General features: G+C 69.3%; 13 protein-coding genes. 6 read left to right on the top strand and 7 right to left on the bottom strand.

The genetic code is table 11. From position 1 onward, the window contains the following. Positions 1-56: 56 nt before the first annotated feature. The gene (locus tag ACWEVN_RS08405) at positions 57-1094 is read right to left on the bottom strand and encodes a methionine synthase (protein ID WP_452050748.1); all 1038 of its coding nucleotides are present in this window, start codon (positions 1092-1094) and stop codon (positions 57-59) included. Positions 1095-1215: 121 nt separating this feature from the next. On the opposite strand from ACWEVN_RS08405, the gene ACWEVN_RS08400 reads away from it, so the two are divergent. The 5 genes from ACWEVN_RS08400 to ACWEVN_RS08380 all read left to right on the top strand — a co-directional run bounded on the left by ACWEVN_RS08400 (position 1216) and on the right by ACWEVN_RS08380 (position 5590). Next, positions 1216-2040 (top strand): phospholipid scramblase-related protein, encoded by an 825-nt coding sequence (locus ACWEVN_RS08400; RefSeq protein WP_452050747.1) that lies wholly within the window; start codon positions 1216-1218, stop codon positions 2038-2040. Between the two features lie 104 nt (positions 2041-2144). Continuing rightward, the gene (locus tag ACWEVN_RS08395; protein ID WP_452050746.1) at positions 2145-3188 is read left to right on the top strand and encodes an MBL fold metallo-hydrolase; all 1044 of its coding nucleotides are present in this window, start codon (positions 2145-2147) and stop codon (positions 3186-3188) included. A gap of 76 nt (positions 3189-3264) precedes the next feature. Then, entirely contained in the window at positions 3265-3666 is a 402-nt protein-coding gene (locus ACWEVN_RS08390; protein WP_452050745.1) for a GNAT family N-acetyltransferase, read from the top strand. Positions 3667-3676: 10 nt separating this feature from the next. After that, positions 3677-4129 carry a GNAT family N-acetyltransferase gene (locus ACWEVN_RS08385; protein WP_452050744.1) on the top strand — a complete coding sequence of 151 codons (453 nt, stop codon included), beginning with the start codon at positions 3677-3679 and terminating at the stop codon, positions 4127-4129. 192 nt (positions 4130-4321) lie between these two features. Then, complete coding sequence (locus ACWEVN_RS08380) at positions 4322-5590, top strand: DUF222 domain-containing protein (protein WP_452050743.1); 1269 nt, start codon at positions 4322-4324, stop codon at positions 5588-5590. Here the strand turns inward: ACWEVN_RS08380 and mnmA are convergent, their stop codons facing one another. The 4 genes from mnmA to ACWEVN_RS08360 form a co-directional block, all read right to left on the bottom strand. Then, positions 5591-6682 (bottom strand): tRNA 2-thiouridine(34) synthase MnmA, encoded by a 1092-nt coding sequence (gene mnmA / locus ACWEVN_RS08375; protein ID WP_452050742.1) that lies wholly within the window; start codon positions 6680-6682, stop codon positions 5591-5593. It lies immediately after the preceding gene. Positions 6683-6686: 4 nt separating this feature from the next. Further along, positions 6687-7883 (bottom strand): cysteine desulfurase family protein, encoded by a 1197-nt coding sequence (locus ACWEVN_RS08370; protein ID WP_452050741.1) that lies wholly within the window; start codon positions 7881-7883, stop codon positions 6687-6689. Positions 7884-7947: 64 nt separating this feature from the next. Then, the gene (locus ACWEVN_RS08365; protein ID WP_452050740.1) at positions 7948-9315 is read right to left on the bottom strand and encodes an MFS transporter; all 1368 of its coding nucleotides are present in this window, start codon (positions 9313-9315) and stop codon (positions 7948-7950) included. 44 nt (positions 9316-9359) lie between these two features. After that, positions 9360-10640, bottom strand: a complete 1281-nt coding sequence (locus tag ACWEVN_RS08360; RefSeq protein WP_452050739.1) for a helix-turn-helix transcriptional regulator — start codon at positions 10638-10640, stop codon at positions 9360-9362. A gap of 155 nt (positions 10641-10795) precedes the next feature. Here ACWEVN_RS08360 and ACWEVN_RS08355 point away from each other — a divergent pair, with 155 nt between their 5' ends. Beyond that, on the top strand, positions 10796-11698 hold the full coding sequence (locus tag ACWEVN_RS08355; protein ID WP_452050738.1) for an NADP-dependent oxidoreductase: 903 nt from the start codon (positions 10796-10798) through the stop codon (positions 11696-11698). Positions 11699-11749: 51 nt separating this feature from the next. On the opposite strand, the gene ACWEVN_RS08350 is transcribed toward ACWEVN_RS08355, so the two are convergent. Next, positions 11750-12634, bottom strand: a complete 885-nt coding sequence (locus ACWEVN_RS08350) for a lysophospholipid acyltransferase family protein (RefSeq protein WP_449681552.1) — start codon at positions 12632-12634, stop codon at positions 11750-11752. After that, a complete protein-coding gene (locus ACWEVN_RS08345) occupies positions 12631-13413 on the bottom strand; it encodes a GNAT family N-acetyltransferase (RefSeq protein ID WP_449681553.1) in 783 nt (260 codons plus the stop codon). The genes ACWEVN_RS08350 and ACWEVN_RS08345 overlap by 4 nt, the downstream gene beginning before the upstream one ends. Between the last annotated feature and the right edge of the window lie 3 nt (positions 13414-13416).

Below are 13416 nucleotides of genomic sequence, written 5' to 3'. Positions count from 1 at the left end.
ACCTCGCCAACGCTACTTGCCGGCCAAGGCGAACGTCGGTGAGTCGCCGGATTTCGTCACCAGCCCTCCGGCGGTTCCACGAAGGCTTTGCCGAGGTCCCTTGTGAGCGAGAGGGCACGGCGCATCCATTCCGGAGTCGCACCGGCGAGACCGCAGGCGGGCGTCGGCACCGCCCGTTCGGCGAGGACGCTGCGGTTGAATCCGAGCCGGTCGGCCAGCCCGAACGCCGGCTCACCGACGTCCTTCAGACTCGGTGCGGCCCCGGACGCCGTGGCCGGCACCGCGCCGAGGAACAGCGTTGCCCCGCCGTCCCATACTTCGCCGATCTCGTCGAGGAACGCGGCGGAGGCACCGTCGAGCGCGGCGAGGTCGAAGGCCAGAGCGTCCGCTCCGGCCTCGCGCAGCAGACTGAGGGGCGGTTTTGCGGCGCAGCAGTGCAGGATCACCGGGCGATCGGTGATCCGCCGGGCGCCGTCGATGACCGTGGTGAGCAGCTGACGAGCCTCGGGCGCCGGCACCGCGGCGACGTTCCCGTATCCGGACGGCGTCGAAAGGCTGCCGGCCAGCACCGCGGGCAACGACGGTTCGTCGAACTGGACCACCACCGGCGCGCCGGTCCTGGCTCGGACTTCCGCGACATGCTCCGCGAGGCCGTCCAGCAGGGACGACGTGAAGTCTCGCAAGGCCCCGCGGTCGGTGAGCACCCGATGCCCCCGGGGCAGCTCGATTCCGGCTCCGAGGGTCCACGGCCCGGCCACCTGGACCTTGAAGACCGGCGGCGTGATACCGGCCTTTTCGCGCGCCTCTTGCACGGCGTCGAGATCCCAGCGAAGCAGATCGACGGCCCGGCGATGCTCGTGCCCTGGCCGGGAGGCAACGCGGTAACCACTCGGCACGACGTCGACGGCCAGGTCGACGAGCAGGGCGGCGGTGCGGCCGAGCATGTCCGCGCCGACGCCGCGAGCCGGCAGCTCGGGCAGGTGCGGGAAGTCGGGCAGTTCCCCGAACACGACCGCAGCCGCTTCGGCGGGATCGGTGCCCGGCATCGAGCCGATCGCCGTCGCGGCTCCGCTGGGCCAGATTCGCTCACTCACGACCACCGATTCTGGTCGATCTCCGAGGACGAACACCGGCCGGGGCACCGCGATGCGGACATTCACCGCATTTCCCTTGACCGGCACCATGAGCGCGTCCGCGACGTTAGGCTGACCGGCCATGACGAGTTCGCCACCGCAGCCGGGCTGGTACCCGGACGCGCGGGACCCCCGTCTGCACCGATGGTGGGACGGCCAGGCCTGGACGGCCGGCACCCGGCCGGCTCATGCCTTCCCACCACCGAGCGATTCCGAGCCGATCGAGCTGGACATCGAGCGCGCCCACGACCCGGCCCGGATCCAGAACCAGGTCAATCGCGCGACACGCGGCCGAGGCGGCACGCGCGCCGGGGGCGGGACCCTGTTCAGCGAACCGGTGCTCGTGGTCAACCAGCGCGCCAAGCTGATCGAGATGGCCAACGAATTCGGCGTCTTCGACCAGCACGGCAACCAGCTCGGCGGGGTCGTCGAGGTAGGCCAGAGCACGCTGAAGAAGGCGATCCGGCTGCTGACCAACTACGACCAGTTCCTGACCCACAAGTTCGAGGTCCGCGACGCCAACCACAGCACCGTCCTCAAGGTGACCCGGCCGGCGAAGGTGTTCAAGTCGCGGTTCCTGGTCACCCGCGCTGACGAGACGCCGATCGGCGAGATCGTCCAGGAGAACGTCTTCGGCAAGATCCGGTTCGGCTTCATCGTCGACGGCCAGACGGTCGGCGGCATCTTCGCCGAGAACTGGCGCGCCTGGAACTTCTCGATTCGCGACCACGCCGGCACCGAGGTCGCCCGGGTGACCAAGACCTGGGGCGGGTTCCTCAAAGCCGCCTTCACCACGGCCGACAACTACGTCGTGGAGATCCCCCACCCGCTGCCGGATCCGCTCGCCAGCATGGTGGTCGCCGCGGCCTTGACGATCGACACCGCCCTGAAGCAGGACACCGACTGAGCAAGTGACCGGCGTCTCATCTCCTCCCGGTGGACAGCAGGCCCGGCACGGCTCAGGGTGAAGAAAGGCCGGGACGCCGCAGTCTCGCCGGGACGGAGGTCACCGTGGAACCGTTGCCGGAAAGCAGCGACAGGAACTGGACCGAGCCCGGGATCTACGAGGTCTCGTCCGGCGTCTACCGGATCCCGTTGCCGCTGCCCAACGACGCCCTGCGCGCGGTCAACGTCTACGCGGTCACCAACGGCGAGAAACTGGTCCTGGTCGACTCCGGCTGGGCGTTGACCGTGGCGCGGCAACAGCTCGCCGAAGCCCTGAGCGGGATCGGCGCCGAACTGGCCGACGTCAGCGAGTTCCTCGTCACCCACGTGCACCGGGACCACTATTCGCAGGCAGTGGTCCTCCGTCGTGACTTCGGCTCGAAGATCGCCCTCGGCCAGGACGAAGAGCCATCGCTCAAGGCGTCCGGCAATCCCGACCGCCTGCCGATGGAAGCCCAGGTCGACCTGTTGTTCCAGGCCGGGGCCGGCGAAGTCGTGGAAGCGCTGGCCCAGCAGTTCGGCACAAACCGCCGACACACGGAAGCCGACCTTTGGGAGGCTCCTGACGAATGGCTGACGCCAGGGCCGAGGTCAATCCTGCCCGGGCGCGAATTCGACGTCGTCGCCACCCCGGGACACACTTCCGGGCACGTCGTCTTCGTCGACGACACTGCCGACCTCTTGTTCTCCGGCGACCACGTGCTGCCGCACATCACGCCCTCGATCGGGTTCCAGCCGGTGCCGGCCGAGCTACCGCTCAACGACTTCATCGACTCCCTTCGCCTGGTGCGGGCCATGCCGGACCGCCGCATGCTTCCGGCGCACGGCCCGGTGTCCGAAAGCGTGCACACTCGGATCGACGAACTGCTGGAACACCACCGGCAGCGGCTCGAGACGATCGCCTCGCAGATCGTGGCCGGCGCGACCAGCGCGTACGAGGCCGCACACCGCATCGGCTGGACCCGCCGCCACCGCAAACTGTCCGAAATGGACTCGTTCAATCAGATGCTCGCGGTCCTGGAAACCGCGGCGCACCTCGACCTCCTAGTGTCGCAAGGAGAACTGAAGGCCCAGGTTGTCGACGGCATCCGCCGTTACGCGCTGCCCTGAGACACGCCGTCAGCACTGCGCGTAGCCGCCCCGTTGCAGCTAGGCCCACCCTCCAACCTGCTGCATACTGGGTGAAATGGAGGTCATCAGACGCGCCCGGGCAACGGACATCGAGGCGCTCGTACGCCTGTTCGGCGCTCCGGGCGAACCATTGGCGGCCGCGCTCCAGGAGCTTATGAACACTCCGCACGTCACGCTGGTCGTCGCCGAGGACGACAACGGCGTCGCGGGCACTGCACAGCTGACGCTGCTCCGGGGCCTCGCCTGGGACGGCGCGCCCCGCGGCCTGCTCGAAGGCATCCGCGCCGCCCGACGCGGAGTGACCAGCGCGCTCCTGACCTGGGGCATCGACGAAGCCCGTCGACGCGGTTGCACGCGCATCCATCTCGACTCCGGGCTGAACCGCGGCGACCTACGAGACTTCTACGCACGCTTCGGTTTCGAGTACAACTATCAGGGATTCACCCGCGTCCTGTGATACTGGCGTCGTGGCCGACTACACCATCCGCAAGGCACAGCGTGAAGACATCGGCGCCATCGTGCACATGCTGGCGGACGACCAACTCGGCGCCACCCGGGACGACCCCGGCGACCTCGACCCATACCTACGCGCCTTCGACGAGATCGACGCAGATCCCCATCAGCTTTTGATCGTCGTCGCGTTCGACGACAAGCCGGTCGGCACCTTGCAGCTGACGATCATTCCAGGCCTCGCCAGGCGCGGCGCGCTCCGAGGCCAGATCGAGGCCGTCCGAATCCACGCCGACCATCGGGGCACCGGACTGGGAGCCGATCTCGTCCGCTGGGCGATCGACGAATCGCGGCGGCGCGGGTGCGCCCTCGTGCAACTCACGTCGGACACGTCCCGGGCAGAAGCGCACCGGTTCTACGAGCGCCTCGGATTCGTACCCAGCCACACAGGATTCAAGCTCAAGCTCTAGGCAGCAACGACTATCAAGCACACAGCGGCTGCGCTCATCCACTTTGGACACTGGTACTCCTTCGTTCGCGAAGCGGATGTCCATACCTGCGCACGATCCCGAAGCAACGGCGATTCGTCAAGCGAATGGCACGAATGGACCGTTCGCTCCCTTTCGATGACTTTCCTTGCGAGCCGTCGTACCGTCGTGCTCATGACATCTTCACAACCGATCCGCAACCTCGTCCCCGCACCCACCCGAAGCGCTGACGGCGAACTTCCCTTCGTACTCCCCTTCGTGCTGCGATCGATTCGCGCCAACCCGAACACGTTGCAGCGCATGAAAGACGAACAGGTCGTCGATCTGATCCGCGACACCGACGCGGAAATCTCGAAGCTGCAAGCACTTCAGTTGAGAGCGATCGCCGACCTGAGCGTGCGCCGGAGACGGGCACCCAGCGCGTCATCCGAAGTCGCGTTGGCCTTGTCCATAACGGAGCACCGCGCCAGCGCCATCGTTTCTGCGGCGAACGCGTTGATCGCCCGCCTTCCCCGCATGCTGAACCTGATGGACGACGGCCGGCTCGACCTCTACCGCGCCATGAAGGTCACCGACGCGACGTCATGGCTGTCTGGAGACCATGTGCGCGTCGTCGACGAGACGCTCGAGGACCGCGTTCCGGGCCGGAATGCCACCCAGGTCCGCCGTGCCGCGGCCTACGCAGCTGCACAGGCCGACCCCGAGGGTGCAGCGCTCCGCAACGAGCGAAAGCTCGTCGAGCGGCGGCTCACCCTGCACCATCAGGACACCGGCGTGACCCATCTGTCGGTCAACAACGCACCGACAGAGAAGGCGACCGCCGCCTACGCTCGCGTCGACCAGGCCGCCCGGGCGTTGAAGACGCCGGACGAACCGCGAACACTGGACCAGCTCCGCGCAGACGTGGCCATCGATCTGCTGCTCAGCGGTACCGGGGGCCCGAGCGAACGCACCGAGGTCTTCCTGCACATCGACCTGGCCACCTATCTCGGCCTCAACCAGACTCCGGCAGCGTTGTCCGGTCGCGGACCCATCGCGGCTGCGCTGGCTCGACAGATCATCGGCGGCCCTGGCACGACGCTGCGCCGGGTGCTCACCGACCCGCGAACCGGTCACGCGGCCGAACTGTCGCCGACGCGCTACCCGGTCGATCAGAACGAGTTCATCCGGGTTCGCGACCAAGAGTGCCGCCACCCGGGATGCACCCGTCCTGCACAGAGTTGCGGGGTCAGAGCGACTCGCGCGAAGGGTGAGGCCGAAGGCATTGCAGACCAGGCAATTACCTTCTGCTCGCGGCACAGCAAGCTGACGGGACTGCCTGGCTGGGACTACGAAGTCACGCCAGACGGCACTGTCAACGTCGCTACGCCGACGGGCCAGGTCCAATCGACAACGCCGCCGTCAATGCACCCCGGCCGACGGTCGAACCGGCCGCGGAAGTGATCAGCGGGTGCCTGAAATCTTCGCGCTGCCGAGAACGACGTCTCCACCGTCGGGATCGGGTCGGTAGAGAACGACGACCTGCCCCGGAGCAACTCCGCGCAGCGGCTCGCGCAAGTGCACGGTCATGGTGTCGTTGTCCACGTCGGCGACCGCATCCACGATGCCTCCGTGAGCCCTGACCTGGACGACGCATTCGGTGGGTTCGGTCAGCGGCCGGCCGCTGGGCCAGATCGCGCGGTCAGCTTCAATCACCTTGACGCCGAGCCCGGCCGCGGAGCCGACCTTTACGGAACCCGACACCGGTTCGAGCGAAAGAACGTATCGAGGACGACCATTCGGCGCCGGAGCGTCGATGCCCAGACCCTTGCGCTGGCCGACCGTGAAACCGTGCACCCCGGTGTGCCGGCCGAGCACCGCACCCGTTTCGGCGTCAACGAGCTCGCCGGGACGCTGCCCCAGCCGATTTTCCAGGAACTTCTTGGTGTCGCCGTCCGGAATGAAACAGATGTCATGGCTATCCGGCTTATTGGCGACGGACAAGCCTCGCCGCTCCGCTTCCGCCCGCACGTCGGTCTTCCATGAGCCGCCCAGGGGGAACATCGCATGGCTGAGCTGTTCCGGTGTGAGCGACGCGAGCACGTAGGACTGGTCCTTGCCGCTGTCCGCACTACGACGTAACTCAGGCACACCGTCGACCACGGCGAGACGCGCGTAGTGGCCTGTCGCGACCGCATCGAATCCGAGCGCCATCGCCTTTTCGAGCAGTGCTTCGAACTTGATCTTCTCGTTGCAGGTGACGCAAGGGTTCGGGGTGCGCCCAGCGGCATACTCGCCGACGAAGGTTTCGACAACCTCTTCGGTGAAGCGCTCGGCGAAATCCCAGATGTAGAAGGGGATTCCGAGGATGTCAGCGGCCCGCCGGGCGTCATGCGAGTCCTCGATCGTGCAGCATCCGCGCGAGCCGGTCCGCAGAGTCCCCGGCTTGGCCGACAGGGCCAGGTGCACGCCGACGACGTCGTGCCCGGCGTCGACCGCGCGCGCCGCGGCGACCGCCGAGTCCACTCCTCCGCTCATCGCGGCCAAAACCCGCATTGTCTTACACCTCTTGCTTCTGGGTCTGCTTGCGCATTCCGGCGAGGCCGGCCTGCCGGGCGCGCATGACGACGCCACCGATCTCCGCAGCCACGGCCTCGACGTCCGCGGCGGTGGAAGTGTGGCCGAGAGAGAACCGGAGGGAACCACGAGCCGCCGCCGGGTCGGCCCCCATGGCGAGCAGAACGTGGCTCGGTTGGGCGACGCCAGCTGTGCACGCGGATCCTGTCGAGCATTCGATGCCTTTGGCGTCGAGCAGCATCAACAGGCTGTCTCCAGCGCACCCGGGAAAAGTGAAGTGGGCATGGCTGGGCAGCCTTTCGCCGTCTCCACCGTTCAGTACGGCATCGGGAACCTCGCGTTGGACAGCCTCGACGAGCTCGTCCCGGAGTTCCTCGACGCGCTTCGCGTACTCAGGTCGGGTCGCGACGCTGATTCGGACAGCAGCGGCAAATCCCACGATCGCCGGGACGTCCAAGGTGCCTGAGCGGACGTTGCGCTCCTGGCCTCCGCCATGCAGCAAAGGGGCACAAGGCACGTCACGTCCGAGCAGAAGCGCTCCCACCCCGAATGGGCCGCCGAGCTTGTGTCCGGTCAGGGTGAGTGCGGCGGCGCCAGTGGCGGCGAAATCCACCGGAGCAGCCCCGACGGCCTGGACGGCGTCTGTGTGGAACGGGATGTCGAACTCGGCGCACACTGCCGCCAGCTCGGCGATCGGGTTGATCGTGCCGACCTCGTTGTTTGCCCACATCACGGTGGCCAACGCCACAGCCTCGGGATCCGCAGCGATGGCCGCCCTGAGGACTTCAGGCGACACCCGGCCCTGGCTGTCGACGTCGAGCAAAGTGACCTCGGCGCCGCTGTGGGCCTCGAGCCATTCCACGGTGTCGAGCACGGCGTGGTGCTCTGCGGCACCGCACAGGATGCGGCGACGCTGCTCCCGCTCGCTGCGGCGGGCCCAGTAGATGCCCTTGATCGCGAGGTTGTCGCTTTCGGTGCCTCCACCGGTGAAGATCACCTCGGAGGGCCGAGCCCCCAGTGCCTCGGCGATGGTTTCGCGGGCTTCTTCGACCATCCGCCGAGCTCTCCGGCCCGAAGAGTGCAGCGCCGAGGCGTTGCCCACGGTGGACAGCGCCTCGGTCATCGCCGCTATGGCTTCGGGCAACATCGGAGTGGTTGCCGCATGGTCGAGATAGGTCATCGCTGTTCCAGGGTAGTCCGCTCCAGCGCGTGACGAAGTCCACCCTGGCTCTGGAAGTGGGCTGTCACACCTTTGACGGCCACCGCCCGGTTAGCCGGACACCCACCATCGCGAGAGCGACCAATGCCACCGTGAGCAGGGCCATCGCCGGCGACGGGTCGAGAACCGAGCCGACCACCCCGAGCAGCACACCACCCAGGCCGACGAGCAGGGCGGAGCCGACCCAGTCCGCGAGCTGCATCGCTGACGTGTTGAATCCTCGCTCGCCTTCGGGCGAGTAGCGGAGGAGAAGGACCGAAATCGCGGGCATCGCGATCCCCATGCCCGTGCCGCCCACCGCGCAGGCCACGAATGCGACCCACCCGGGGAACCACGGCTGCGAAACCAGGCCGAAGCAGACCAGGCCTGCCGCGACCAGCCAGAATCCGGTGCGCAGCGATGCCTCCCTCGACCAGCCGAGATAGCGGCCTTGGGCCGCCGACGCCGCGGACCAGCCCAAAGCCGTGATCGTCAGCGGCAGGCCCGCTAGGGCGGGGCTGTAACCGTGGACGGCGCTCATCGTCAGCGGGAGGTATGCCTCCATCCCGGCGTAAGCCCCGGCGATCAGGGCTCGGGAGGCGATGACCGTCGGCAGGCCGGGGCGGGCAGTTAACGTCCCGGCTGGCAACAGGGTGCGGAGCGCGTAACCCAGCGCGATCAGCCCGACCGCGCCATAGCCGAGCGCGACCAGCGACTGGTGCTGAGCCGCCCAGGTCAACGCCGCGACGCCGAGTGCGGCGATGATCGCTTGGGCCACGCTCGCCCGTCGGCCGCCCGGGGCAGGTTCGTGCGCGGGCAAGCGCCGGACGACCACGACCAGCATGAGCACGCCGACGGCCACAAGCGGGACCAAGCCGAGGAAGACCCAGCGCCAGCCGATGCTGACCGTCACGACTCCGGCCACCGACGGCCCGATGACCGCAGGCAGGACCCAGGCGGCCGCATTCGCGGCGTAGATGACCGGGCGTTCGTGGTCGGTGAACGTCAGCGCGATCAAAAGCGAGACCGAGACGAGGAGCAGCCCTGAGCCGAAGCCCTGCAGCGCACGGCCGAGGAGGAGCATCGGCATTCCGGTCGCCGTCCCCGCGACTACGAGACCGGCCGCGAAGAGTAACGGCCCGGCGAGCAGGGCCGGCGCCGGGCCGCGGCGGTCGCCGATTCGGCCCGAAAGCACCGTGGCGACCACGCTGGAGATCAGGAAGATCGTGAACGGCCACGAATAGAGCGACAGCCCGTGGAGGTCGGCGACCAGGGTGGGCATCGCCGTCGCCACGCCCATGCTCTCGAACGCGACCAAAGTGACCACGAGCAGCAGCGCGATCGTGGTCAGCCGGTGTTCCGCACTCCAGAGCACACTGCGGCGACGGGGTGCGGAGTCGATCGTCGAGGCCATGATCAGCAGCGTGCAACCTCCAGTCCGCTGGAGGTCAAGGCGGCTCAGGCTGACCGGTGCACCGGCTCCAGCGGCAGGTCGCGAGCCAGCGCAGCCGCTTCGCCGCGGGAAGTCACGTCCAGCTTGTCGAGGATGTTGCGGACGTGGAACTTCACCGTGTGCTCGCTGAGCTGCAGTTGTTCGGCGATCTGCCGGTTGCGCAAGCCCTGGGAGATGCCCGACAGGACCTCCAGTTCGCGCGGGTTGAGCCGGTCGAGCCGACGCAGCTCCGGCGGTTCGGCCACGCCGAGCGGAAGGACTGCGGTGACCGTCGTGCCCCAGGCCGGCACGGCGTCGACCTCCCAGTGGCCGCCCAAGGCCGTGAGCCGCTCGGTCAGGCCTCGGGGCGGGACTGCGTCGGCGACTTCGGGACAGTCGTCGCGGACGGTGATCCGCAACACCGTGCCGTCCACGCGCCAAGACGCCCTCAAGCGGGTGGTCGCGGGGCGGTCCAAGGCCGCGAGCACCAGGCCGCGGGTCAGGGTGCGTGCCGTGTGGGCGATGTCCTGCGGGAGGGACGCGTCGCCGATCGGGTCGATGAGGTCGACGTCGACCTCCGTGTGCCGGATCAGGTCGACCAGCTGGGTCTTGAGGACGGTGAACGCCGCGGCCGTCTCTTCCGCGGACAGGGCCTGGTCACGGTTGACGACGCCTTTGAGCTCGAGCAGGGCGTCGGCGGCGAGGTCGACCGCGGTGCGGCGGGCGACGGCGTCGGAGAGCCGGCCGGAGCGGAGGACCGACAGGAGTGTCACCAGGGTTGCCGCGTGCGTCTGGCCGAGGTCGGTGATCGCCTGAGCGCGTGCCGACGCCGCGGCGAGGCTGCTGGCCAGGACGTCCGGCCCCGGATCCGTCGCCCGCTGGCCCGCGTCGGTGCTGACGATGTGCCACAGCCGGGCCGCCAGCTCCAGGTCGGCGGACGGCGGCTCGGCGGCCTCCGGCACCACGGCGATCACCGCGCCCTGGCCGACCGCCGGTGTCGAAGCGAGCAGGACCAGGCGGCGCTCGACGCCACCGAGGACGCCGTCGATCAGCAGGGCCTTGTCCGGCTCGCTGCGGTCGGCCAGCCGCTGCAGCTCGACACTCGTCACGGCCTGGGTGATCGCTTCGTCGCCGATGGACTTGAGCGGGCTGCGGGGACAGTCGCCCGTCTGCATCGCCGCCGCTCGGTGCGGGATCAGCTTGCCCAGCTCGGCGGTGAACCGGCTGAGGAACTGGGGCCGCGGTGCCGACAGGAGGTGCTCGACGACGTCCAGCACGTGTCGCGGATCCGACCAGGAAGCGTCCATGGCCTCCAAGGTAGGCGCGACCAGGCTCCGGCGACCTGCTCGTCCGGCTAGTGAACACTGCTCGTCCGGACGGTTCGGCGGCTCCGGCGGGCGAGTTGACTTCCCGGGGAGGACATTCGAACCGAAGGTCACGAACCAAGGAGCGAGACATCACCATGCGAGCGATCACCTTCTCCGCATACGGCGGGCCGGAAGTCCTGCAGCTGTCCGACGTCCCGACGCCGGAGCCGGGCCCGGGGCAGGTTCGGCTGGCCGTGCGGGCCGCCGGGGTCAACCCGATCGACTGGAAGATCCGCAACGGCGCCATGCAGCAGAACTTCCAGGTCCCGTTCCCGCACATCCCGGGCCTCGAGGTCGCCGGCGTCGTCGACGCCGTCGGGGAGGGCGCGGACTTCGCCGTGGGCGACGAAGTGTTCGGCTGGTCGGAGACCGGCGCCTACGCCGAGTACGCGCTCGCGCAGACGATCGCGCCGAAGCCCGCGAGCCTTTCGTGGGCGGATGCCGCCGCGCTGCCTGTCGCCGGCGAGACCGCGCTTCGCGTCCTCGGGCTGCTCGGGGTCCGTGAGGGCGAGACGCTGCTGCTCCACGGCGCCAGCGGCACGGTCGGGCGGTTCGCCGCTCAGGTGGCCGTCGCGCAGGGGGTGACCGTCGTCGGGACCGGGGGAAGCCGGAGCCTTGACGACCTCAAGTCGCTGGGCGTCGTGCCCGTCCTCTACGGCGACGGTTGGGTGGAGCGGGTCCGCGAGGCGGCGTCCGGGCCGATCGACGCCGTTTTCGACGCGGCCGGGCACGGGGTGCTGCCGGGGTCCGTCGAGCTGCGGGGTGGCAAGGACCGGGTCGTCACCATCGCCGATGCCGCCGCGTTCGAGCTGGGGATCCCGTTCTCCAGCGGGGGCGAGCAGACCCGGGAGGTCCTCACCGGGATCGCCGGCTGGGTGACCGATCGCGGGGTCGGCATCGCGCAGGGCAAGAGCTATCCGCTGGCCGAGGCGGCCGCGGCGCAGGTCGAAAGCGAGGGCGGGCACCCTGGCGGAAAATTGACCATCGCCGTCGGGTGAGCGAAGGGGCCAATCCGGGCCTGTCGCCGGATCGCGGCGACAGGGCCCGGATCACTTCGCGGGAGGCGAAGCCAGTGGGGCCGCCTGGCGGCGCGGCGTCCGGCGGCGCTGCTGGACCGGGATCTGCACCGTGCCCAGCGCGGAGTGGACCGCCGACTCGGCGAGGGCGGCCAGTTCGCGGCGGGTTTCCGCGCGGCCCGGGGCGATCTCCGGGCAGACGTGGATCTCGAGCACGAGACCACGCAGGGCCGCGACCCGGCGCAGGGACGCGATCAGCGACTCCGGTCCGATGAACGCCGGGCGGCTCGTCTCGCGGCCGTCGGCGAGGCGGTAGCGCAGCGCGATCGGGCGCACCGGGACGCCGCCGTCGATGGCCGCCTGGAACGTCGCCGTCGTGAAGCGACCCGAGGCCAGGCCGCACCACGTCGTGCCTTCCGGGGTGACGCTGACCAGGGAACCCGTCCGGAGGGCGTCGGCCAGCGCCGCCATCGTGGCGGGCAGCGTCGTGAGCCGCTCGCGGTCGAGGAAGATGCTGCCGCCTCGGCGGACGAGGCCGCCGAGCACCGGCCAGCCCGCGATCTCCTTCTTGGCCAGTGCGCGCATCGGCCGCAGGGCGTTGATCGCGACGATGTCCAGCCATGAGATGTGGTTGTTGACCACCAGCGCGCCACGGCCGGCGGGCGCGGTCAGGAAGTCGGCGCCCCCTCGGATGTCCAACCGGACGCCGAACGCCCGCAGCATGCCGCGGAAGATCAGCCGGAGCAGGCGCTGGCGGCCCGGGGCGACCAGCAGCAGCGGCGCGGAGACCAGCGCCGCGACGACGACCGAGATCGCCGCCGCGAAGCGCAGGATCCGTCGGGGAAGGCCGACCACCGGGTCGTCGGTGGTCAGGCAGCCGTCGCCGCACGGCGAGGCCGGCATCCAGGCGTGGCTCATCCTTGGGTCCCGAGGAAGAACTTGAGGTACCGCTCGTCGACGTTGTGCAGGTCCAGGAGGACGAAGAAGTCCGCGACGCCGAAATCGGTGTCGAGCGCGGGCGGTCCGCAGACCTTGGCGCCGAGGCGGACGTAGCCCTTGATCAACGGCGGCAGCGTGGGCCGCGCCGGGCGTTCGATGCCCGAGGCGTCCCACGGGATCAGCGGCGTGACGCGCGTGCCCTCGTCCGAGTAGTGCTTGGCGCGCAGGACGTCCCACACGCCGGCGGCGAAGGAGCCGTCGTCCACCAGCGGGACGGACGCGCAGCCGGCGAGGTAGCGGTGGCCGGACAAGAGCATGTAGCGGGCGATCCCGGCCCAGACCAGGCTGACGACGGCGCCGCTGCGGTGGTCCGGGTGCACGCACGATCGGCCGGTTTCGACCAGTGACGGGCGGAGGCCGTCGATCGCCGTCAGGTCGAATTCGCTGTCGGCGTAGAGCTTCCCGGCCTGGGCGGCGCGCTCCGGCGGCAGCATGCGGTAGCAGCCGACGATGTCGCCCGTGTTGTCGTCGCGGACGACGAGGTGGTCGCAGAACTCGTCGAACTCGTCGACGTCGAGACCGGGCCGCGGGGAGTGGAGGCGCGCACCCATTTCCTCGGCGAAAACCCGGTGGCGCAGTTTCTGCGCCGCGACCACTTCGTCGTTCGCGTGCGCGACGAGAAGCGAGTACCGGGGGGCGTCGGCGGGGAGCTCGGCACCCGCCTGATCAGTGCTGACGAGGAGCTGTGACGTCGTCATGGT

The sequence above is a fragment of the Amycolatopsis sp. NPDC003861 genome (assembly GCF_053605405.1).
This window is presented reverse-complemented; position numbering and strand designations above follow the sequence as displayed.